General features: G+C 51.1%; 23 protein-coding genes and 1 pseudogene. 9 read left to right on the top strand and 15 right to left on the bottom strand.

The window, feature by feature from the left end; all coding sequences use genetic code 11:
- Nucleotides 1-71: 71 nt before the first annotated feature.
- The 3 genes from dgcJ to WHR59_RS10370 all read left to right on the top strand — a co-directional run bounded on the left by dgcJ (nucleotide 72) and on the right by WHR59_RS10370 (nucleotide 2,695).
- Nucleotides 72-1,562 (top strand): diguanylate cyclase DgcJ, encoded by a 1,491-nt coding sequence (gene dgcJ, locus WHR59_RS10380; RefSeq protein WP_338843963.1) that lies wholly within the window; start codon nucleotides 72-74, stop codon nucleotides 1,560-1,562.
- A 44-nt stretch (nucleotides 1,563-1,606) separates the two neighbouring features.
- Nucleotides 1,607-2,110, top strand: a complete 504-nt coding sequence (locus WHR59_RS10375) for a YbaK/prolyl-tRNA synthetase associated domain-containing protein (protein WP_080625063.1) — start codon at nucleotides 1,607-1,609, stop codon at nucleotides 2,108-2,110.
- A 138-nt stretch (nucleotides 2,111-2,248) separates the two neighbouring features.
- Nucleotides 2,249-2,695: a DUF441 domain-containing protein gene (locus WHR59_RS10370; RefSeq protein ID WP_043016656.1), complete on the top strand. Its 447-nt coding sequence runs from the start codon at nucleotides 2,249-2,251 to the stop codon at nucleotides 2,693-2,695.
- Here WHR59_RS10370 and WHR59_RS10365 read toward each other — a convergent pair.
- Nucleotides 2,672-3,470, bottom strand: a pseudogene (locus WHR59_RS10365) (AraC family transcriptional regulator). The gene WHR59_RS10370 and the pseudogene WHR59_RS10365 sit on opposite strands and share 24 nt — an antisense overlap.
- A gap of 98 nt (nucleotides 3,471-3,568) precedes the next feature.
- Between WHR59_RS10365 and WHR59_RS10360 the strand changes: the two are divergent.
- On the top strand, nucleotides 3,569-4,756 hold the full coding sequence (locus WHR59_RS10360; protein ID WP_087053164.1) for a CynX/NimT family MFS transporter: 1,188 nt from the start codon (nucleotides 3,569-3,571) through the stop codon (nucleotides 4,754-4,756).
- A gap of 37 nt (nucleotides 4,757-4,793) precedes the next feature.
- On the opposite strand, the gene WHR59_RS10355 is transcribed toward WHR59_RS10360, so the two are convergent.
- Nucleotides 4,794-5,501 carry a CTP synthase C-terminal region-related (seleno)protein gene (locus tag WHR59_RS10355; RefSeq protein ID WP_087050668.1) on the bottom strand — a complete coding sequence of 236 codons (708 nt, stop codon included), beginning with the start codon at nucleotides 5,499-5,501 and terminating at the stop codon, nucleotides 4,794-4,796.
- Between the two features lie 198 nt (nucleotides 5,502-5,699).
- Between WHR59_RS10355 and WHR59_RS10350 the strand changes: the two genes are divergently transcribed.
- A complete protein-coding gene (locus tag WHR59_RS10350; protein WP_043016660.1) occupies nucleotides 5,700-6,047 on the top strand; it encodes a DUF488 domain-containing protein in 348 nt (115 codons plus the stop codon).
- Between the two features lie 7 nt (nucleotides 6,048-6,054).
- Here WHR59_RS10350 and WHR59_RS10345 read toward each other — a convergent pair whose 3' ends face one another.
- The gene (locus WHR59_RS10345; RefSeq protein ID WP_047411803.1) at nucleotides 6,055-6,303 is read right to left on the bottom strand and encodes a DUF333 domain-containing protein; all 249 of its coding nucleotides are present in this window, start codon (nucleotides 6,301-6,303) and stop codon (nucleotides 6,055-6,057) included.
- A 186-nt stretch (nucleotides 6,304-6,489) separates the two neighbouring features.
- Here WHR59_RS10345 and WHR59_RS10340 point away from each other — a divergent pair, with 186 nt between their 5' ends.
- The 3 genes from WHR59_RS10340 to yoaJ are packed head-to-tail and all read left to right on the top strand — an operon-like array spanning nucleotide 6,490 to nucleotide 7,738.
- Complete coding sequence (locus tag WHR59_RS10340) at nucleotides 6,490-7,515, top strand: sensor domain-containing diguanylate cyclase (RefSeq protein WP_338843960.1); 1,026 nt, start codon at nucleotides 6,490-6,492, stop codon at nucleotides 7,513-7,515.
- Between the two features lie 47 nt (nucleotides 7,516-7,562).
- The gene (locus tag WHR59_RS10335) at nucleotides 7,563-7,661 is read left to right on the top strand and encodes a YoaK family small membrane protein (protein WP_032941789.1); all 99 of its coding nucleotides are present in this window, start codon (nucleotides 7,563-7,565) and stop codon (nucleotides 7,659-7,661) included.
- 2 nt (nucleotides 7,662-7,663) lie between these two features.
- On the top strand, nucleotides 7,664-7,738 hold the full coding sequence (gene yoaJ, locus WHR59_RS10330) for a protein YoaJ (protein ID WP_099530266.1): 75 nt from the start codon (nucleotides 7,664-7,666) through the stop codon (nucleotides 7,736-7,738).
- 49 nt (nucleotides 7,739-7,787) lie between these two features.
- On the opposite strand, the gene WHR59_RS10325 is transcribed toward yoaJ, so the two are convergent.
- Complete coding sequence (locus tag WHR59_RS10325) at nucleotides 7,788-8,036, bottom strand: GlsB/YeaQ/YmgE family stress response membrane protein (protein WP_043016663.1); 249 nt, start codon at nucleotides 8,034-8,036, stop codon at nucleotides 7,788-7,790.
- Between the two features lie 361 nt (nucleotides 8,037-8,397).
- Here WHR59_RS10325 and fdhF point away from each other — a divergent pair, with 361 nt between their 5' ends.
- Nucleotides 8,398-10,545, top strand: coding sequence for a formate dehydrogenase subunit alpha (gene fdhF, locus WHR59_RS10320; RefSeq protein WP_338843959.1), 2,148 nt, complete (start codon nucleotides 8,398-8,400; stop codon nucleotides 10,543-10,545).
- A gap of 52 nt (nucleotides 10,546-10,597) precedes the next feature.
- Here fdhF and WHR59_RS10315 read toward each other — a convergent pair whose 3' ends face one another.
- From WHR59_RS10315 to WHR59_RS10265, 11 genes are all read right to left on the bottom strand, one after another.
- Nucleotides 10,598-11,242: a hypothetical protein gene (locus WHR59_RS10315; RefSeq protein WP_338843958.1), complete on the bottom strand. Its 645-nt coding sequence runs from the start codon at nucleotides 11,240-11,242 to the stop codon at nucleotides 10,598-10,600.
- A 218-nt stretch (nucleotides 11,243-11,460) separates the two neighbouring features.
- Entirely contained in the window at nucleotides 11,461-11,643 is a 183-nt protein-coding gene (locus WHR59_RS10310) for a DUF1869 domain-containing protein (RefSeq protein ID WP_003832433.1), read from the bottom strand.
- A gap of 3 nt (nucleotides 11,644-11,646) precedes the next feature.
- Nucleotides 11,647-12,009, bottom strand: a complete 363-nt coding sequence (gene yeaR / locus WHR59_RS10305) for a DUF1971 domain-containing protein YeaR (protein ID WP_003030735.1) — start codon at nucleotides 12,007-12,009, stop codon at nucleotides 11,647-11,649.
- Nucleotides 12,010-12,182: 173 nt separating this feature from the next.
- Entirely contained in the window at nucleotides 12,183-12,821 is a 639-nt protein-coding gene (leuE, locus tag WHR59_RS10300) for a leucine efflux protein LeuE (protein ID WP_003840862.1), read from the bottom strand.
- Between the two features lie 140 nt (nucleotides 12,822-12,961).
- Nucleotides 12,962-13,591: a metal-binding protein ZinT gene (gene zinT, locus WHR59_RS10295; protein ID WP_338844072.1), complete on the bottom strand. Its 630-nt coding sequence runs from the start codon at nucleotides 13,589-13,591 to the stop codon at nucleotides 12,962-12,964.
- Between the two features lie 96 nt (nucleotides 13,592-13,687).
- Nucleotides 13,688-14,206, bottom strand: a complete 519-nt coding sequence (locus WHR59_RS10290; RefSeq protein ID WP_075146029.1) for a phospholipase D family protein — start codon at nucleotides 14,204-14,206, stop codon at nucleotides 13,688-13,690.
- Nucleotide 14,207: 1 nt separating this feature from the next.
- A complete protein-coding gene (locus WHR59_RS10285; RefSeq protein WP_043016668.1) occupies nucleotides 14,208-14,825 on the bottom strand; it encodes an ATP-binding cassette domain-containing protein in 618 nt (205 codons plus the stop codon).
- Nucleotides 14,809-15,603 carry an ATP-binding cassette domain-containing protein gene (locus WHR59_RS10280; protein WP_338843956.1) on the bottom strand — a complete coding sequence of 265 codons (795 nt, stop codon included), beginning with the start codon at nucleotides 15,601-15,603 and terminating at the stop codon, nucleotides 14,809-14,811. The genes WHR59_RS10285 and WHR59_RS10280 overlap by 17 nt, the downstream gene beginning before the upstream one ends.
- The gene (locus tag WHR59_RS10275) at nucleotides 15,597-16,409 is read right to left on the bottom strand and encodes an ABC transporter permease (RefSeq protein WP_043016670.1); all 813 of its coding nucleotides are present in this window, start codon (nucleotides 16,407-16,409) and stop codon (nucleotides 15,597-15,599) included. The genes WHR59_RS10280 and WHR59_RS10275 overlap by 7 nt, the downstream gene beginning before the upstream one ends.
- Nucleotides 16,399-17,373, bottom strand: a complete 975-nt coding sequence (locus WHR59_RS10270) for an ABC transporter permease (protein ID WP_047413516.1) — start codon at nucleotides 17,371-17,373, stop codon at nucleotides 16,399-16,401. Before WHR59_RS10270 ends, WHR59_RS10275 begins: the two co-directional genes overlap by 11 nt.
- The gene (locus WHR59_RS10265; protein ID WP_338843955.1) at nucleotides 17,373-18,959 is read right to left on the bottom strand and encodes an ABC transporter substrate-binding protein; all 1,587 of its coding nucleotides are present in this window, start codon (nucleotides 18,957-18,959) and stop codon (nucleotides 17,373-17,375) included. Before WHR59_RS10265 ends, WHR59_RS10270 begins: the two co-directional genes overlap by 1 nt.
- Nucleotides 18,960-19,091 lie beyond the last annotated feature (132 nt).

Genomic DNA, 19,091 nt, shown 5'->3' with positions numbered 1-19,091 from the left:
CCAGTAGCGTTAGAGCGGATGTATGCCGTGTGATAGACTGAAGTATCAGACTTACAGGGCTGTAAATCATTATGAAATTGCATCATAAAGCGCTCAGGCTCTTTATCTCCGTCAGCGTAATTGTTTTGACGTCTTCTTTTTTGGTTTATGAGCTCATTGCCAGCGATAAAGCAATGAATGCGTATATGCGCTATATCAATGAGAAAGCAGACTCGTCGTTTCTCTATGATAAGTATACTAATCAAAGCATTGCAGCCCATCTGATGCGCACTTTTTCATCCCCCCAGGAACCTGCTTCTGTCGAGCAACAAAAAGCACTTTGCAACGCTTTCGACAGCGTTAACGGCACTCATGGGCTCAACCTCACGAAGCATAGCTACCAGCCATTACACGGTACGTTGCAAACTACCTCCACAAAATGTAGCGAGAAACTTGAAGATATATTTCTACTGCCTTCTTTTGACCAGGCGGTAAACGTTAATCGTGAGCAAAGAGATTACGGTCAGGGATTAGGTACGCTGGAGTATAAATTTCGATATTACGTCGATCTCAAGAATAATTATGTCTATTTCTATGATCTGATCGACTCGCGAAAATTTGCGATACACAACTGGTCGTTTTTGCAAAAAGGTACCCTGGGAATCGACCAGAATGATATTGACGGTATCTTCACGGGGCGCACGGTGATCTCCAGCATTTATGAAGATAATCTGACCGAGAAAAAGGTGATGAGCTTTTTAACACCGGTCTACTATGCCAGTAAGTTAAAAGGCGTGGTGATGGTGGATATCAACAAAGAGAATTTAAAGAATATTTTTTATACCAGCGACCGCCCTCTCGTCTGGCGCTATCTTAACGTAACGCTCTCGGACATCAACTCTGGTAAAGAGATACTCGTTCACCAAAGCGAGACCAACCTGTTTCGCTACGTTCACTACCAGAAGGAGATACCCGGCGGGATACGCATCACTTTATCGCTTGATTTTATGTACTTTATTGTCTCCTCCTGGAAAATATTCGCCTTCTATCTGCTGGCGACGATCCTGCTGCTGAATATGGTCAGAACACACTTTCGGCTGTACCACAACGTCACGCGGGAAAACATCAGTGACGCGATGACCGGGCTCTATAACCGTAAAATTCTCACGCCGACGCTCGAACAGCGTTTACAGCAGTTAGTAAACTCAGGCACCCTCGTGACCTTTATCGCCATTGATTGCGATAAACTAAAAGTCATTAATGATACGCTGGGTCATAAGGAAGGCGATCGCATTATCACCATTTTGGCCAAAGCTATTCAAACCTCGATTCGCAAAAGCGACTATGCCATCCGCCTCGGTGGGGATGAGTTTTGTATTATCCTCATCGATCACCCCGGCGAATTAACGCCTCGTCTGCTGGAGAGGATCCGCTATAACTTACAAATTATTGCGCAAGATATATCAATCAGCTTTTCCGCAGGGATTTATAATATGCAGCCAAACGACACCATCGATGATGCCTATAAAGCATCCGATGCACAGCTCTACCTGAACAAACAGAAAAAACGCACCGGTGCGTGATCTTTTTTCTGACAGGATTTTCATTGTTGTACCAGGAGTAAGTCATGACGGAAGTGAACAAAGGTAACGCCACACATCAGCGTTTAATTTCGCTGTTGGCAGAACAAGGCGCAACGTATCGCGTGATAAGCCATGAAGCCGTAGGTAAATGTGAAGCGGTTTCTGAAATTCGTGGTACCGCGCTGGGTCAGGGAGCAAAAGCGCTGGTCTGTAAGGTGAAAGGCAACGGTGTAAATCAGCATGTACTGGCGATTCTGCCTGCCGACCAGCAGGCTGACCTGAGCCTGCTCGCCAGTCATATCGGCGGGTTAAGAGCATCACTTGCCAGCCCTGCGGAAGTCGATGAGCTGACAGGCTGCGTATTTGGCGCTATCCCACCGTTTAGCTTCCATCCAAATCTCAAGCTGGTTGCCGATCCGCTATTATTTGCGCGTTTTAATGAAATTGCGTTCAATGCCGGGGTGCTCGAAAAATCCGTGATTATGGATACCGCAGATTATCTGCGCATCGCGCAACCGGAATTAATCCCGTTCCGCCGCGAGCAATAACAGCCCGAGTTAGCAGTAAAAAACGTCGCATCGTGCGTTAGCCCAAAAAAAATCATAATCATTAAAAAAAGCCTGTTCCGTCACGCATTTACGCGTACAGTAAGCAGGCTTATTTTTTCTTTTGGCAAGGAAACTACGATGTTTGATGTCACTCTGCTGATCCTGCTCGGACTGGCAGCTCTGGGCTTTGTCAGCCACAACACCACTGTCGCTGTTTCAATTCTGGTGCTGATCATTGTCCGTGTTACCCCTCTGAATACTTTCTTCCCATGGATAGAAAAACAGGGCCTGACCGTCGGGATTATCATTCTGACCATTGGCGTTATGGCGCCGATCGCCAGCGGAACGCTACCGCCCTCCACGCTCATCCACTCCTTTGTTAACTGGAAATCACTGGTCGCTATTGCCGTCGGGGTATTTGTCTCCTGGCTTGGCGGGCGCGGTATCACGCTTATGGGCAGCCAACCTCAGCTCGTTGCCGGTTTACTGGTGGGCACGGTACTGGGCGTGGCGCTATTTCGCGGTGTGCCGGTGGGGCCGCTCATTGCAGCAGGTCTGGTGTCATTGATTGTTGGGAAGCAGTAGCCAGCCCAGCCAGATAACGGCCTGGCGTCTGTCCCAGGCCTTTTTTGAACATGGTGATAAATGCCGTGGTTGAATCGTAACCGAGCATTTGCGCAACCTGTTGCACGTTATGACCATCTATCAGCGCCTGCAGCGCCAGAATCAGTTGAAGCTGGTGACGCCAACGGCGAAAACTCAACCCCGTTTCCTTAACGACCAGACGGGCAAGGTTCCGCTCACTCATCGCAAATACGCTGGCCCACTGCCCCAAGGTCTGCCACTGCGCCGGTTCCCGCGCCATCGTCGCGACCATTTTGCGGATTTTCGGGTGTTCGGAAACCGGTAACTGCATTTGCTCCTGCGGTTGCTGCGGAAGTTCATCAAATAATACCTGCGTCAGTCGCTGGGTTGCCGGCTCCAGTCGTTGAGTATCCGTTTTGGACGCCAGCGCCAGAATAAGCTCCCGACATAACGGGGCGATTTTCAGCGTGCAGCAGCGTTCGGGCATCACGACGGCCTGCGGCTCAATAAACAAAAAGCACAATTGCGCGCCAACGGTAACGTGGTTGCTGTGTGGAATCTCACCGGGGATCCACACGGCATATTGTGGAGGCACCATCCACATGGCATTTTCAACCTCACAGGTGATCGCGCCATGCAACGCCAGAATCAACTGACCCTTACGGTGTTGATGTAGCGGACTGAAGAGTTCATCTTCCCGGGCCTGAATACAAAACGCCACCGCCGCATCGTGATGAAGGTCGGGCTCATACCCATCCAGCCTCAGTCCTAACATAAAATGTCCGTTTTTAGCGATAAACTGTCATTTTAGCTTGATTCATCCATAGAGTAAAAACGCTAAAGTATCGCCTCGCCTGACGATATGAGAAAAAAATGACAAATACGCCTTCCTCCCGCGGCAAAAACGCAGCTTTGCTGATTGCGGGGATCCTGATGATTGCCACCACATTGCGCGTCACCTTTACCGGTGCCGCCCCATTGCTGGATGCAATTCGCGCCGATTATGGTCTGAGCACCGCCCAGACGGGACTTCTGACCACCCTGCCGCTGCTGGCGTTTGCTCTGGTATCGCCTCTGGCCGCCGCCGTTGCGCGCCGTTGGGGCATCGAACGCAGCCTGTTTGCCGCTATGCTACTGATTTGCGCAGGTATTGCGATACGTTCGCTACCCTCACCGGGGTTCCTGTTTAGTGGCACCGCCATCATTGGTTGCGGAATCGCACTGGGAAATGTGCTTTTACCTGGGCTGATCAAGCGTGATTTTGCTCAGCATGTGGCAAAACTCACTGGCGCATACTCGTTGACCATGGGCGCGGCGGCGGCACTGGGTTCAGCTATTGTGGTTCCGCTGGCGTTGAACGGGTTTGGCTGGCGCGGCGCGCTGATGGTACTGATGGTTTTTCCGCTGCTGGCGCTGATTATCTGGTTACCTCAATGCCGCCAGAAGGCCAATGCCAGTCTGAGCAACTCGCGCGCATTGCATTCCCGCGCCATCTGGCGATCAAGCCTCGCCTGGCAGGTGACGCTGTTTCTCGGGATCAATTCACTTATCTACTACGTGATCATCGGCTGGCTGCCTGCCATTTTGATCAGCCACGGTTACAGCGAGGCGCAGGCTGGTTCGTTACATGGTTTACTGCAGTTGGCGACCGCCGCGCCAGGTTTATTAATCCCTCTCGTACTGAACAGATTTAAGGATCAGCGCGCCATCGCCGCTCTGGTTTCGTTAATGTGCGCCCTCGGCGCGGCAGGATTCGCGGTAATGCCAGACCAGGCATTGCTATGGACTATCCTGTTTGGCTTTGGCTCAGGCGCGACGATGATCCTCGGCTTGACCTTTATTGGCCTGCGCGCAAGCTCAGCACATCAGGCTGCTGCCCTGTCCGGCATGGCACAATCTGTTGGGTATTTACTGGCCGCCTGCGGGCCACCGCTGATGGGTAAAATTCACGACCTCAACGGTAGCTGGCTGATTCCATTAGCGGGTGTCGCCGTGTTAGCGATGCTGATGGCAGTGTTTGGTCTGTGCGCGGGACGCAATCGGGAAATCGCAAACGCATAATACAGCGGGCAGGTTCATGAACAACCTGCCTGTTTTTTCATCCACGCGCGGCGCGCAGCATCGCCTGAACTAACGGCACGGGTTTTCCCGCGAGAGCTCCGCGTTCATGCTGAAAGAGCGTACCGACATAAAATGGATGCGTCACCAGCTCAATGGCGCGGATATCACCAGCTTCATCCCAACCGGTTACCCGAAGATCGCCGCTTTCAAGCTCGGCGGCAAAATCCTCCGATACGCCGTAGTTGCAGTGATACCCCTCGGTGATAACATCCCGTCCGTAGGCTTTGGCAATCAGCGTATTGGCCCGCAGCTCAATATCATCCGTTTTTTCTACCAGCGAGCAGGTCAACGGCGCAATCACCATCCGACCCGTGCTGTCCGTCTCCGCGTGTGCGGCGTCGCTCCAGCCCAGCACGTTGCGGGCATACTCCAGAACCGCATGTTGAAAACCGCCACAGGTCCCCAGGAATGGGATGCTGTTTTCACGCGCGTGGCGTATCGCTATCAACGCCCCTTCAACATGGCGATATGGACTGCCAGGAACGACCCAGATGGCATCATAGCCGATCAAATCTTCACTGCTGCTGATATCAGATGTGGTTAGCCAGTCATAATCAGCCACCAATTCCAGGACGGCGGCGGCATCATCGATGGCAAGAGGGATAGCCTGGTGCGCTACAATATCGGGACTGTAATCGCCCACCAGCGCAATGCGAAGCGTATCTTTAATTGGGGAAATTTCCATTAAGCTTTCCTTATGTCCAGACAATGAGGGACACTATAAGGAGCCTCAGCCTACCTATTTTTTGTTGATATCACAATCCCTTAAATTGGGTGTCAGAGCGGGCAGAATGCTATAATGGTCACGTTTTACGATCTTATTTAACCGTAATAAAGGTGATGAAATATATCAAAGCAGTGGCTTAAAGGAGCGGATGAAAAGATGAAAATTCAATGTAAACGCGTGTATGACCCCGCGGAAAAAGATGATGGCTATCGCGTACTGGTCGACCGGTTGTGGCCTCGTGGGATAAAAAAAACCGACCTTGTTTTTGATGAATGGAATAAAGCGCTTACGCCGTCATCTGATTTACGTAAGGCGTTCCACGCAGAATTGATTGATTTTTCGCACTTTTCCGAGCAATACCGCACTGAACTGGCCCAACAGCAGCAGGAAGGAAAGCGTCTCGCAGAGATTGCCCGACAGCAAACCTTAACGCTACTGTATGCGGCGAAAAATACTCAGCAAAACCACGCACTGGTGCTCGCTGAGTGGCTACGTCAATGCTGACCGCGTATCACTTACCCGTTTCCGGATGATCTCTACGCCAGAGCGCCCATTCATCAATAACTTCACCGCCGGGTAGTTTGCAGTCTGACCTTACGCCTTGTGGGGTCTGCACCGCAATCAGCGAGCCGCCCTTTTGTTCGCAATACACCGATGCCGGATTCGCCATGCCAATCTTAGGTGGTTTGGGGGCTTCAGGCTGAGCGGTACATCCCGCCAGCACCAACAAGCCGGGCAAAACAATAGACGCCAGTTTCATATTTACTCCTGTTAAAAAACTTATCCTGGCAGGTTACCCCGACTTTACATCTATCTCCATATTTTCCTGCCAGCTATCCATTTTATGTTTACATTCTGTGCTGGATGGCGTGTTTCATCTTTCACCTTGATGTTCTATCATGCGGGCAACGTCAGCCCAGTCATTACTCAGGAGCATTTACACCTCATGTCGGACATGATCCTTGCCAGAGTCTCACAATCCTTAGCTACGGAGCAGTCAGTTGAGAGTCTGGTTCGCCAACTTCTGGAGATGCTGGAAGTGGTGACAGAGATGGAATCCACCTATTTAACCAAGGTCGATTTAGATGCCCGCCTGCAGCATATTTTGTACGCGCGCAATAGCAAGCAGATGCAGATCCCTGAGGGGCTGTCCGTACCGTGGGATGAGACGCTGTGCAAACGCGCCATAGACGAAAACTGTCTGTACAGCGATAACGTACCCGCCCGCTGGCCGGAATGCACCGCCGCCCGCACGCTGGAGATAACCACCTTCCTGAGCACTCCGGTTCATCTTCCCGACGGAACATTTTACGGAACGCTCTGCGCCACCAGCCGTCGCCAGCATGCCTTGAGCCAACGTGGCGAGCAGGTGTTACATCTGTTTGCGGGCCTGATCGCCCAGTCGATTCAAAAAGAGTCGCTGGTGGCTCAGTTACGCGAAGCGAATGCCGCGCTGATTGCCCACTCCTATACCGATGCCCTGACCGGATTACAAAATCGGCGCGCAATCTTTGAAAATATCGAGACCCTTTTTTCGCTTGCCCGCCACCTCAGGCAGAAGGTAGTCGTCGCCTATATTGATTTGGATGATTTCAAATTGATCAATGACCGCTTTGGTCATGAGGTTGGCGATCAGTTCCTGATCCAGATTGGTCAGCGCCTGCTTGGTGAATGCGGTGACAATGATATTCTTGGTCGACTGGGCGGTGATGAATTTTTAGTCGTTAGCCTGTCACCGGAAGATGACAAAGAGCAACGCGATCGCCTGCTGCAGGTAAAGAATCAACTACATCAGCAAATTTGTGGCGACTACCTCCTGGGTGACATTCATCTGTTTTATCCTGGCGCCAGTCTGGGCATCGTGGAAATTGATCCGCTGGAGACTGATGTAAACTGTGCGCTTCACCTTGCAGACAGCGCTATGTACAAAGATAAGAAACGTCAGGATAAAACCCCTTTTGTCGTACATTAAGCCCTGCTATGCTGGCTCGTCTTTAAATCACTCTGGCAGATAATCGTATGCGACTCGGTATTATTTTCCCCGTCATCATTTTCATTTCCGCTGTCGTTTTCTTATCCTGGTTTTTTATTGGCGGTTACGCTGCGCCGGGAGCATAACGATGAAAAAAACAACGTTGATTATGATTGGGGTGGCTATCATCGTCGTTCTGGGAACGGAACTGGGCTGGTGGTAATCAAAGAAAAAGGCCACTTATCAGTGGCCTCTGTTGTCTGTATGTTTACTTAGCTTTTGATTTTTCTGTAGATAAACAACACCACAATCGCGCCGATAACCGCTACGACGAAACTGCCGAAGTTGAAGCCATCGACTTTACCAAAACCAAAGAGGGTACTTATCCAGCCACCCACTACCGCACCAACCACCCCTAAGATAATGGTCATAAAGAATCCGCCGCCATCTTTACCCGGCATAATCCATTTTGCCAAAATCCCAGCGATAAGACCGAAAACCACCCATGAAATGATGCCCATAATTTTCCTCACTTATGTTTTTAAATTAACGATTCACTCGTCGTATAAAAGCATAGCATAGCGCTGAAAAATTAAAATTTGTGATCATCATCACTTCTGATTTTCATCTTTTTCCGATGTTTCATAATGTTATGACTGCTGAGCAACGTGCTAAATTTTTGTCGCATCTCGTCATTAATGTCGAATCGTCAGTCATCATACTTAACGCTTTGGCTGTCAGCCGCGCTATTGCTGGGTTTTCACTTCTGGCACACTTTATGCTTTAACAGCCCGTCACCATGACAAATCGTAGCCCGCGATGCCTATCGCTTGGCTGCGTCTACAATTCGCGCTATTTCAGCATTTAACAGGTCTGTTATTGATGAAAAAAATCACCAGTGTTTGCCCATACTGTGGGGCCGGGTGCAAGCTTAAGCTTGTCGTTGAAAATAACAAAATCATCCGCGCTGAAGCCGCAGAGGGTGTAACAAACCAAAATCAGTTATGCCTGAAAGGCTACTATGGTTGGGACTTTCTTAACGATACTCGCCTTCTGACCCCTCGTCTGACTCGCCCGATGATCCGTTATGAAAAAGGTGGAAAATTCACTCCCGTTAGCTGGGATGAAGCCATTCGTTACACCGCTAAACGCTTATCTGAAATCAAAAATACCTATGGCCCTCGCGCCATCATGACCACTGGTTCTTCCCGAGGCACCGGGAATGAAACCAACTATGTGATGCAAAAATTCGCACGTGGCGTGCTACATACCAACAATGTCGATTGCTGTGCCCGCGTCTGTCACGGTCCTTCCGTTGCCGGGTTACAGGAAACGTTAGGCAATGGCGCAATGAGCAACTCCATCAGCGACATTGAAAACTCAAAATGCCTGCTGATCTTTGGTTATAACTGCGCAGACTCACACCCAATCGTGGCTCGCCGGGTAATTAAAGCTCGCCAGAACGGCGCAAAAATCATTGTCTGCGACCCGCGTCGTATTGAAACCGCCCGTATCGCTGACCAACATTTGCAGTTAAAAAACGGTTGCAATATGGCGATGGTCAACGCCTTTGGCCATGTTCTGATCGAAGAGCAACTCTACGATCGCGAATATGTGCAAAAGCATGCGGAAGGCCTGGAAACATATTGGGAAGTCGTTAAGGACTATGCGCCTGAAGCTGTTGAACATTTGACCGGCGTTCCAGCACAACAGGTTCGTCAGGCAATGCGTACATTTGCCGCGGCGCCATCGGCAACCGTAATGTGGGGAATGGGCGTCACCCAGTTTGGTCAGGCCGTTGACGTGGTTCGCGGTTTATCGAGTCTGGCGTTGCTGACCGGAAATCTGGGACGTCCTAACGTCGGCGTTGGCCCGGTGCGCGGGCAAAATAACGTGCAGGGCGCGTGCGATATGGGGGTACTGCCTAACCAGTTCCCAGGGTATCAGGACGTGACCGATTTTGCCGTTCGGGAGAAATTCGCCACCGCCTGGGGCATCGATGTTAATCAGATGGATGGCAAGGTCGGGACCCGTATCACCGAAGTTCCGCATCTGGCTATCGAAGGTAAAATCAAAGCCTACTACATCATGGGAGAAGATCCGCTGCAAACCGAGGCCGATTTGGGCCTGGTCCGCGAAGGATTTAACGCGCTCGATTTTATCGTCGTGCAGGATATATTCATGACTAAAACGGCGGAAATGGCTGATGTTCTCCTGCCTGCCACCTCATGGGGCGAACACGGCGGCGTCTTTACCTGCGCCGATCGCGGCTTCCAGCGTTTTGAGAAAGCGATTGACCCCACCGGTGATGTAAAGCGTGACTGGGAGATTATCAGCCTGCTGGCCAGCGAAATGGGTTATCCAATGCAGTATCAAAATAACCAGCAAATCTGGGATGAGATGCGCGAACTATGCCCCCTGTTCTACGGCGTGACCTATGAGAAAATGGGTGAGATGGGGCATGTTCAGTGGCCATGCACGGATCTCGATAGTCCTGGAACACCATACCTTTACGCGCACAGCCAGTTTGATACCGCCAATGGCAAAGGCAAACTGTTTGCCGCACAGTGGCGAGCGCCCGCAGAAGTTCCTGATGACAAATATCCGCTGGTACTGTGTACGGTGCGCGAGGTCGGGCACTACTCCTGCCGTTCGATGACCGGCAACTGTGCAGCGTTGCAAGCGCTGGCAGACGAGCCTGGATATGTGCAAATCAATACCCATGATGCAGAAAAGCTGGGTATTCGTCATCGTGACCTGGTATGGGTCAGCTCGCGTCGGGGTAAGGTCATCAGCCGCGCAGACGTCTCCGAGCGCATCAATGCCGGAACAGTCTATATGACTTATCAATGGTGGATTGGCGCGTGTAACGAGTTAACCCAGGATAACCTTGATCCTATTTCGAAAACGCCGGAAACCAAATATTGCGCCGTGAATATTGAGCACATTACCGATCAGGGATGGGCAGAGAAATATGCCGCGCAAACGTATAGTGACATGAAATCACGCCTGTGTGAGGCTATTGCGTAAGTCAGCGCCATCATCGCCTGAGTCTAACTTTCCAGACTCAGGCCTTATCTCATTACTTCGCCAGCTGGGCTTCACTAAAATGGATGGAAGCAGTTTCCTCCTGCTTATCACGTCGCATAAAGCCCAGGTTCATCAGGAACAATCCAGCCATAAACGGTAGCTCATACAATTCTTCAATCAGATCGCCATACTGTGCATTGTGCAGAAAGATGGGGGCCAGCAGACGATGATGCTCCACCGTATCAGAGATTAAAAATGCACAGGTGGTGATCGCCAACAGCCAGAGCGGTAACGGTTCATTACGCACACGGCGGGCAATATCCTGGCGTAAGTGCTTCGACAGCAGCACCGGCAGAATAAGCATGGCAATTAATACAACTGAGATAGCTCTGAACAGAAGTTTAGGATGCTCAGGGAAGTAATCGCGTCCCCAACTGGTGCTTCGGCCCAGCAAGACCACCCACCACGCTGCCGCCCAAAGCCAAAATTGCTTCTCGCCTACAGGACGTGATAAAGGTCGGATGTAGATAAGAGTAAATACCGCGCCAAACAGCAGCCAAAGCGCCTGGCCATTTTCAATCCATCTGACCACAGTCCCGTTGAGCAGCGGTAGATGCCAGTTCGCGACGAACGGGATCGCGACAATGACCAGTCCAAGAATGATTGTGGATAATGTAAGTCGGGTATTGAGTTTCATAAGCGCGATGTTCTGTATTGTTACTGTTTCGCGATCATAACCCCTGTGAATGATCAACTATTAGCAATCAATGCGAATTTCTTAAGGTATTCTTAAGGAATCCTTTTCCGGACACATTCGTGTTTCGCGCGGATAAAAAAACCGCACTGCGCCATCGAAACGCAGTGCGGTTTTTAGACTAAAAACTAATGTATTCAATCAGTAGCAGTAGCTAACGCTTACCATCCGCAGACTTCGTGCTCATTCTCGGTATCGTACGAACGCACGGTGTTGACCAGATCTTTGACAACTTCTGCTGCCACATCCGGCACCAGTAATGTCATAGGTGCTTCTGTTTCATAATCAACAGAAACACCGTTGCTGTTATTGGTCACTGTTACGGTATAGGTTGCTTTACCCATGATTTACTCCTTGCCGGTGCGCACGACTTTTCGTTGATTTGCGCTCTCCATCAGAACTTCCGGGGCAACGAAAAAATCGATATTAAAGTAAGTGTCGTCGGTCATCACTTCGATGTTATGCCATTTTTCCGGTGGAAAAACGCCAAACTGACCGGCTTCAATAACCATCACCTCTACTGGCTCCGGACTGTGTTCATCTGCGTATCCGAGATATTTGACCGCCCCCTGCATAACCGAAAGTCGAGGATAAACCCCGGCCCGGGTTCCTTTATCAAGGTGGCGTTCGAAAATTCCGGCAGGCGCCGTTTCTTTGTTCCAGAATGGAGTAGAGCGTGTATGGATATGATTCTGTGGAATTTGAAGCATTTTTCTTCCCTTTTCCAGTCGACAACCAGCGAGTCTTATTGAACCGCTGCTGTACACAGGGTACGCCTCAAAATATACATTTAAAATACCATTTATTGGTTATAACCATACGATTATCAATGAAAAGCAGAGCATCATATCGAAGGCCCGCCGCAATCAGCGGGCCGATAGCATCACGACTGAAGCGTGGCCAGACGAGCGGCAAAACCAACGAAAATCAGACCGATAAGGGAATTACCCACTTTGGCCAATTTTTTCTTCGTACGGATATACTGCGTCACGAACGCGCCGGAGAAAATAAGGAAGCTCAGGTAGAAAAAGCTCACTATCTCAAGCGTAATAGCCAAAATAAAGAACGACAGTCCTGAGTGCGGCGCATTGACATCAATAAACTGCACGAAGAACGAAACATAAAACAGAATAGCTTTGGGATTGGTCAGACTCAGAATGAGTGCGCGTTTAAAAATGGCACCAAACGGGACTTCCTCTGGCGCGGCGTCGCCTGCTTTCGATTTCAGTGTTGCATACAGGATCTTCGCGCCAAGATACAGTAAATAGAACGCGCCGAGGTAACGAACGATGTTAAACAAAACGGGCGTTGTTTTGATCAATGCGGCAACGCCGGCATAGGCCAAAAACATCAACACGGCATCACCGATAAACACACCGCTGGCTGCGAGATAACCGCCCTTCACTCCCCGACCGACGCTGTTCTTCAGCACAAATATCGTATTTGGCCCCGGTACCAGCACGATAAAAATAGCCCCCACCAGATACGTCCAGTAATTCAGAACTCCATACTCTGCGAACACGTTAACCTCTTCCTGAAAAAACACATGCACTTGCTGCAATACAATATGCTAACGAATGCGACAGGTGATGGAAAGAGAAGGTTATTAATTAAAAAAACCCGCCACTGGTGGCGGGTGTGTACAGATAAGGTTAATCTGGATCAGTGGTGCAGCATCTCATCCACAACCTCTTCGCCCTTTAACTGATAAGGGTAGTAGGTAGGCCAGTTTTCCATCTCTTCAAGCAAGGCTGCCTGCGAGGTATTTCCCATAAAGATATGGAAGTGGCTGGATTTACGCGGTGCGATAATATGATCGCTGAATTGCACGTATTTAGGTGCTTTGCTGTCAGCGGCTTTACACTCAAACAAATACCGTACACCTTTCTTGCCTGATTTATAGTGCAAGATTTTAAACCCGGCATAGTCGTATTTGCACGATGCAACCTGATTACCGGTGTGAAATTCCATCACGCCATTTTCTATGCCAATGGAGTCTACGTTGGTTGCATAGCCTGTACGATAATAAGCTTTAATTTGTTCTGCCGTTTTGCTTTTATCTTTCTCCGCTTTCTTTTTGAATACCGGATCAAGCTCGCCGCTGACCAGATACGGATAGACGGATTGCCACATGCCATCCCAGTCGGTCAGCGCCCTGTCCTGCACCTGGTTATCATCAAATATCCCCTCCGACGCCTTTTGTTCTGCCTCACTCATTGGCGCACCATGGGAATGATGACCATGCGCCAAAACCGAACCACTGACTAAAAGCATCCCCAGAGCGATTGTCATTTTTTTAAAACGAATAGCCAAAATTTCACCCTCAAATCATTTGCGAGTGAAATGTTATAATATAACGTTACATTTAAATCAACGCCGTTGTGAAAACTATTCAACGCTCCGGTGTGCGATTTTCCAACGACTGTCAAAATGGGCCTGATACTGCGCTATAACGGCAGGTTCGCCACGAACGATCAGCACATTTTCGGAGTTGGCAAATTCTGCAGATTTGGCAAAGTTGAACGAGCCGGTTTCCAGTGTGTCGCCATCTATTATCATTACTTTGTCATGTTGGATGTGGTAGTGGCCATCCAGTTGCACATCGACCCCATTCGCGGCAGCGAAAGCGATGGCCTTCTGGCTGACCTTGCCCTGATTTCGTTTTTTATCGATAACCGCCCGAACAACAACGCCCCTCTTTTCGGCATCTACCAGGGCCTGAACAATATCTGCCGACTGAAATGAATAAGCCATCATATCGATGCTGCGCTGCGCATGGTTAATCGAATCCAGCACTAAAACCCGGGCCGAACCTTCCGGCGAAAAGCCCACCTGAATCGAAGCATGCGCGGCAACAACAACTGCACCGCACAATAGCGCAGCCAAACCAATTGATTTTACGCTCACGTTAGATATTAGCCTGAAAGGATGAATCGTCCGAAGAGAGTAGCGCTCGCGTGCAGATCTGATCAAGCAACGCCTGCTGATGGCTGATAATTAGCATACCTAATGGCCGACGCTGACATTCTTCAAGCAGCAGCGCCCAGATATCCCGTTGGATGGAAGGATCGAGCTGGGCGGTAATTTCATCGGCAATAAGAAAACGTGTCCGCGGATCCAGCGCGCGAAGTAAGGCAATTCGCGCCAGTTCACCGCCGGAAAGCTGTCCGGGACGGCGATCCAACCACTCTGAGTTGATGTGAAGACGGGTAAGCATTTCAGCATCAGGTCGCCAGGCATCATGAACCGCATCGCCGGTGCTGCGCCGGGGGTTAAAGGTTAATTCCGGATGCTGGGGCACCAGTTGCACCGGGCAATACTGGTGCATTGGCAGCGGTTGCTCATCAACAACAATGTCACCCGAGGTCGGCTTTTGCCAACCCGCCAGCACGCGTCCCAGCGTCGTTTTTCCGGTTCCGCTGGGCGCGCAAATCCCAATGCGTTCTCCAGGGGGCAGAGAGAAGGTCAGATTTTGCCATAACACTTTTCCCCCCTGACAAATCGTAACATCACGACAGCACAGCATCGCGCTCTCCAAAAAGTTGATTTCTTTCAGGCAGCGCCCGCCATTGTCGTTGCAGATGCTCGCTAATCTCTCCGCGTAACAGCTGTTCCCGGCTGACGTTATCCGACACCCTACCCTGATGCAGCGCGACAATACGATCCGCATGACGGGCCGCCAGCGTGAGGTCATGCGTTACCCACAAAACGCCTGCCCCGTGCTCACAAAGCTTGCGCAGTTGTTCAAGCAGTTGATTCGCCAGCGGCGCATCAAGCCAGGCGGTAATTTCATCCGCCAGAATATAGCGAGCCTGACTCAGAGATGCGTGACATGCCAGAACACGTTTCGCCATCCCCCCTGAAAGCTGGCGCGGGAAAGCATCTAATACCTGACTTTCCAGTCGGCTACGCTGGAGCAATCGGTCAATTTTTCCGGCATTCCATTGCTGGCCAGAAAGCTGGCTTGCCCTGCGCAGATGCTTTTCAATCGAGAGCAGCGGGTTAAGCGCCTGAACGCCTTGCGGGACATAAGTGAAGGTATTGCCGCGACATTTACGAATATCATGGTTGTCCAGCGTTTTGCCCTCAAGGGTGATAGCCCCCTGGAAGCGCAAATTATCCGGTAAGAGATCGAGCAGGCATTGCAGCAGCAGACTCTTCCCTTCCCCACTTCCCCCAACTAGCGCCACCATCTGACCAGGCGCTACGTCAAAAGAGATATCCTGCAACAGCGAAGACCATTGTTTCGCGCCGTACCAGCGATAACGCGCTACATCCAGCGAAACCTGTCTTAAACTCAACATGCGTCACCTCGTAACCATAAACGATGCACCGCCCTTGCGAGCTGATCAAATAACATCACCAGACTGAACAGCATCAGTCCTGGAAACAGCACCAACCACCAGTCGCCATGACTGATAAATCTCAGCGCATCCGCCAGCAGCAGGCCCAGTGACGGTTCATGCGGCGCCAGCCCAAAACCGAGGAAGCTTAACGCCGCGCTGTGCAACACCGCGTGGGGAAACATCAGCAATGTTCCCGTTAACCACTGGGGTAATAATGCGGGTAGATAGTGGTGCCGCCAGCAGTAAAAATGTCCGTGTCCCAGACGCCAGGTCAGCGTCAGATAGTCACTATGAGCCACGCGCTGCGCTTCGGCACGCAGGATCAGCGCCAGTCGCGGCCAGTGGGTCAGCGCAACCGCCATGATCACCCCGTTTTTCCCGCCACCCAGCGTAAAGCAGATCAAAATGAGCAACAGCAGATGCGGCATCGACAGCATGGCATCGGTAATCAGACGCATAAGCACATCCAGACGCGGATGTATGCGCGAAACCGCCGCCATCATTAATGCGATGAAGCCGCTGCACAACGCCGCGCCAATACCAATTTGCAGACTGGTTAACGCGCCCTGAAAGCATCGTGTCCACAAATCGCGACCCAGGTTATCGGTGCCAAACCAGTAAAGCGCATCGGGTGGCAGATGACGGGCAAGCAGATTAACGCTCAACGGATTATCCAGCGTCGCTGCGCCATACACCGCAATAAAAAGCAGGCAGCTAAAAGAGAACAAAAGACGAATTAGCGTCGGCGTTGGGTTATAGAGCATCAGGTCGCTCCAGAGCGCGATTCAACACATGGATAAGCCAGGTTGACAGCGAGTTGCCAATGAACACCAATACGGTACTGAACAACACTATCCCCATCAGTAACGGCAGATCGCCGCGTAACCCGGCATCAATAGTGGCCTGTCCCAGTCCCGGGTAAGCAAACACTTTTTCCGCCAGCAGCGCGCCGCCCAGTAGTTCTCCCAGCGAAGCAAACTGCAGGCACAGCGCTGGCGTGATAGCGTGGCGCAGAACCTGATGACGCAACAGCGACCAGCCTTTATCTCCCTGAGAACGCGCAAAACGAACAAAATCACTTTTCATCACGCTGGCGATACTTTCCCGCGTGTGAAGCGTAATTTGTCCCAGTCCCAGCAAACTTAGCGCGCAAACGGGAAGCACCAGATGGCGCAGACGCTCAGTCAGCGTGGCCATATCGCCGCTGTTGCCCGGCTCCCATGCGCAGCAGACCGGAAATACCGGCCAGCGCACAGCAAATAACGCCAGTAACAGCATGCCAATCCAGAAGGTCGGCAGCGAAGAAAGCAAATAGCTGAGGCGACAAATTGCTTTATCCGGCCAGCGATTCAGGTAGCGACCCGCGACAAATCCCATCACCGTTCCCAGTACACCGGAAAGTAACCACGCGCCGCCAAGTAGCGCAAACGAGGTAGCAAAGCGCTCTTTAATCACGCTGGCAACCGGCGCATTAAATAACATTGAATAGCCGAGATCGCCCTGCAATACGCGTATAAACCAGTGAACAAAACGCTCCCATAGCGGCTGGTCCAATCCCCAGCGAGCAGCGATCCGCGGATATTGTTCCGGCGGCACGTGCAGGAGATCGTTGCCGATATAGGCGCGAATCGGATCGACAGGAGAAAAACTGAGCAGCAAAAAAGTGCCAGCCGCAACCAGCACTAATAGCACTATCAGCCGTAGAAAATGGCCCACAACAGACTTCATCAACGGCAGGTCCAGGTCCATTCGTCCAGATTATTGAGCAGTGACCAGCTACCGTGAATTTCCGGTGCGCCTTTGCCCAGGTCAATACACGGATTAGCCAGGTAAGTGTGCTGAATGTTCAGCAGCCAGGCCCAGGCGGCATCGCCCTGCACGCCGGCCCCTTGCTTGCCATCCCACTCCACCTGTTGCCAGAAAGGCAATGCTTTTTGCCAGTCCGGAGCGTCAATAGCCTGTTTAAGATGCTGTTCAACAACGGGATTACTGTAATAGCCCGGATTGTAGTATTCCACGCCCGCGGCCTGATTACTGTAGTGATGGAAAAGCTCCATCGGATCCAGGCTTCCCCAGCCAAACAGCGTCGGATTCGCATGCATATGGCGCTCAACGGTTTCCCAGCTTCCGGATTGCAGCGAGACCTGAATACCCACGGGCTCCAGCATCGCACGTACGGCTTCGGCTAAATCCCGGCGCGTGCTGTCACCGCTGGCGTACCACAGCGTCAGGCGAGCTTCTTTGCCGTCTTTCACTCGTACGCCGTCTTTCCCCGCCTTCCAGCCGGCCTCTTCCAGAATCGTCCGTGCTTTTTCGCTGTCGCCATCGTTGAACGCGACGGACTGCCCCTGCCATGGCAGGCCCTGAACCGCGCTATACGCCGGAATCGCATGGCCTTCCATGACCTGTTCGGCAAGCTGCTTACGGTCAATGGCGTAATTGATGGCGCGTCTGATAGCGACATCGGCAGTGATATCGTTACCAATTGGGTAACCATTGGCGTCTTTTTTACCCGCAGGAACCATCGGGAACACAATGCCACGGTTTTCCACACTGTCGCGAACCCAAAGCTTCAAATTCTGCTGCTGAGGGGCGACTGCCATCGACGGCGCAATACGCACGAGTCCCAGTTGGCCACTGCGCGCTGCGGCATAAGCGTTATCTTCATCAAGGAAGACAAACACCAGCTTACTGAAATCATTTTTCTTACCGGCATACCAGGGGTTAGCCTCCACGATCAACTGCTGCCCCGGCTGAAAACTCACCAGCCGATAAGGACCCGCGCCTATTGGATTTTTGGCGAAGGTTTTTTCGTCATACCGTTTTTCCGGGACAATACCCAAAGAACCCAGCACGTTTACAAAGGTGCTCTGCGGGCTGCGCAGCGTAATTTCTACCGTGCGGTTATCTTTCAGGCTGGCATGGTTGAAGTTCCCCATGTCGATTTTGCCGCCGCTTTTTGCGGCTTTGTTATAGGTGAACACCACATCTTCCGCGGTTAGCGGGGATCCATCAGAGAATTTAAGGTCGGGTTTTAACGTCAATGTCCAGGTTTTGCCGTCTGCGCTGGTCTCTACTTTTTCCGTCAGCAGGTTTCCCCAGCTCATATCTGCATTTTGTTTTAATAATGGTGCGTGCAAAAGCAAATAGCTGCCATGACTCCAGCCCAACATCGGGTCAAACCCTTCCGTTGGCTCCGGTCCAATTGCCAGTTTTAACGTCTGCCCTTCGCTCGCATTTTGCGCGGCGAGAAGTGGTGAGGTTAATGCGAGAGTCAATGCGCACGTAAGCAGTGCCAGCTTGCCTTTGATCATTATGTTATCCAGATTAGCGTTATTTTTATGCCGCTCAACGATGTCTTGTCGTTTAACGGTCTCCTGGGGAAGGGATTATGGCGGACAGAAATGACGAAAAAAATGATGCGGCGCAGAAAAGTATGACGATTT

It is taken from the genome of Citrobacter europaeus (assembly GCF_037482245.1).
In the GTDB taxonomy this organism is placed as follows: Bacteria; Pseudomonadota; Gammaproteobacteria; order Enterobacterales; family Enterobacteriaceae; genus Citrobacter; species Citrobacter europaeus.
The sequence above is the reverse complement of the archived record's forward strand: the minus strand, read 5'-3'. Positions and strand labels throughout refer to the sequence as shown.

What these genes read in the sequence shown, in the direction of transcription:
- WHR59_RS10350 (WP_043016660.1), top strand. Translation starts at nt 5,700, where the DNA reads ATGAAAATTCAATGTAAACGCGTGTATGACCCCGCGGAAAAAGATGAT.
- WHR59_RS10310 (WP_003832433.1), bottom strand. Translation starts at nt 11,643, where the DNA reads ATGGGTAAAGCAACCTATACCGTAACAGTGACCAATAACAGCAACGGT.
- WHR59_RS10345 (WP_047411803.1), bottom strand. Translation starts at nt 6,303, where the DNA reads ATGAAACTGGCGTCTATTGTTTTGCCCGGCTTGTTGGTGCTGGCGGGA.
- WHR59_RS10275 (WP_043016670.1), bottom strand. Translation starts at nt 16,409, where the DNA reads ATGCTCTATAACCCAACGCCGACGCTAATTCGTCTTTTGTTCTCTTTT.
- WHR59_RS10360 (WP_087053164.1), top strand. Translation starts at nt 3,569, where the DNA reads ATGACAAATACGCCTTCCTCCCGCGGCAAAAACGCAGCTTTGCTGATT.
- WHR59_RS10370 (WP_043016656.1), top strand. Translation starts at nt 2,249, where the DNA reads ATGTTTGATGTCACTCTGCTGATCCTGCTCGGACTGGCAGCTCTGGGC.
- WHR59_RS10315 (WP_338843958.1), bottom strand. Translation starts at nt 11,242, where the DNA reads ATGAAACTCAATACCCGACTTACATTATCCACAATCATTCTTGGACTG.
- WHR59_RS10285 (WP_043016668.1), bottom strand. Translation starts at nt 14,825, where the DNA reads ATGCTGTGCTGTCGTGATGTTACGATTTGTCAGGGGGGAAAAGTGTTA.
- fdhF (WP_338843959.1), top strand. Translation starts at nt 8,398, where the DNA reads ATGAAAAAAATCACCAGTGTTTGCCCATACTGTGGGGCCGGGTGCAAG.
- WHR59_RS10265 (WP_338843955.1), bottom strand. Translation starts at nt 18,959, where the DNA reads ATGATCAAAGGCAAGCTGGCACTGCTTACGTGCGCATTGACTCTCGCA.
- WHR59_RS10270 (WP_047413516.1), bottom strand. Translation starts at nt 17,373, where the DNA reads ATGAAGTCTGTTGTGGGCCATTTTCTACGGCTGATAGTGCTATTAGTG.
- dgcJ (WP_338843963.1), top strand. Translation starts at nt 72, where the DNA reads ATGAAATTGCATCATAAAGCGCTCAGGCTCTTTATCTCCGTCAGCGTA.
- WHR59_RS10280 (WP_338843956.1), bottom strand. Translation starts at nt 15,603, where the DNA reads ATGTTGAGTTTAAGACAGGTTTCGCTGGATGTAGCGCGTTATCGCTGG.
- WHR59_RS10335 (WP_032941789.1), top strand. Translation starts at nt 7,563, where the DNA reads ATGCGACTCGGTATTATTTTCCCCGTCATCATTTTCATTTCCGCTGTC.
- WHR59_RS10340 (WP_338843960.1), top strand. Translation starts at nt 6,490, where the DNA reads ATGTCGGACATGATCCTTGCCAGAGTCTCACAATCCTTAGCTACGGAG.
- zinT (WP_338844072.1), bottom strand. Translation starts at nt 13,591, where the DNA reads ATGACAATCGCTCTGGGGATGCTTTTAGTCAGTGGTTCGGTTTTGGCG.
- WHR59_RS10325 (WP_043016663.1), bottom strand. Translation starts at nt 8,036, where the DNA reads ATGGGCATCATTTCATGGGTGGTTTTCGGTCTTATCGCTGGGATTTTG.
- WHR59_RS10355 (WP_087050668.1), bottom strand. Translation starts at nt 5,501, where the DNA reads ATGGAAATTTCCCCAATTAAAGATACGCTTCGCATTGCGCTGGTGGGC.
- yeaR (WP_003030735.1), bottom strand. Translation starts at nt 12,009, where the DNA reads ATGCTTCAAATTCCACAGAATCATATCCATACACGCTCTACTCCATTC.
- WHR59_RS10375 (WP_080625063.1), top strand. Translation starts at nt 1,607, where the DNA reads ATGACGGAAGTGAACAAAGGTAACGCCACACATCAGCGTTTAATTTCG.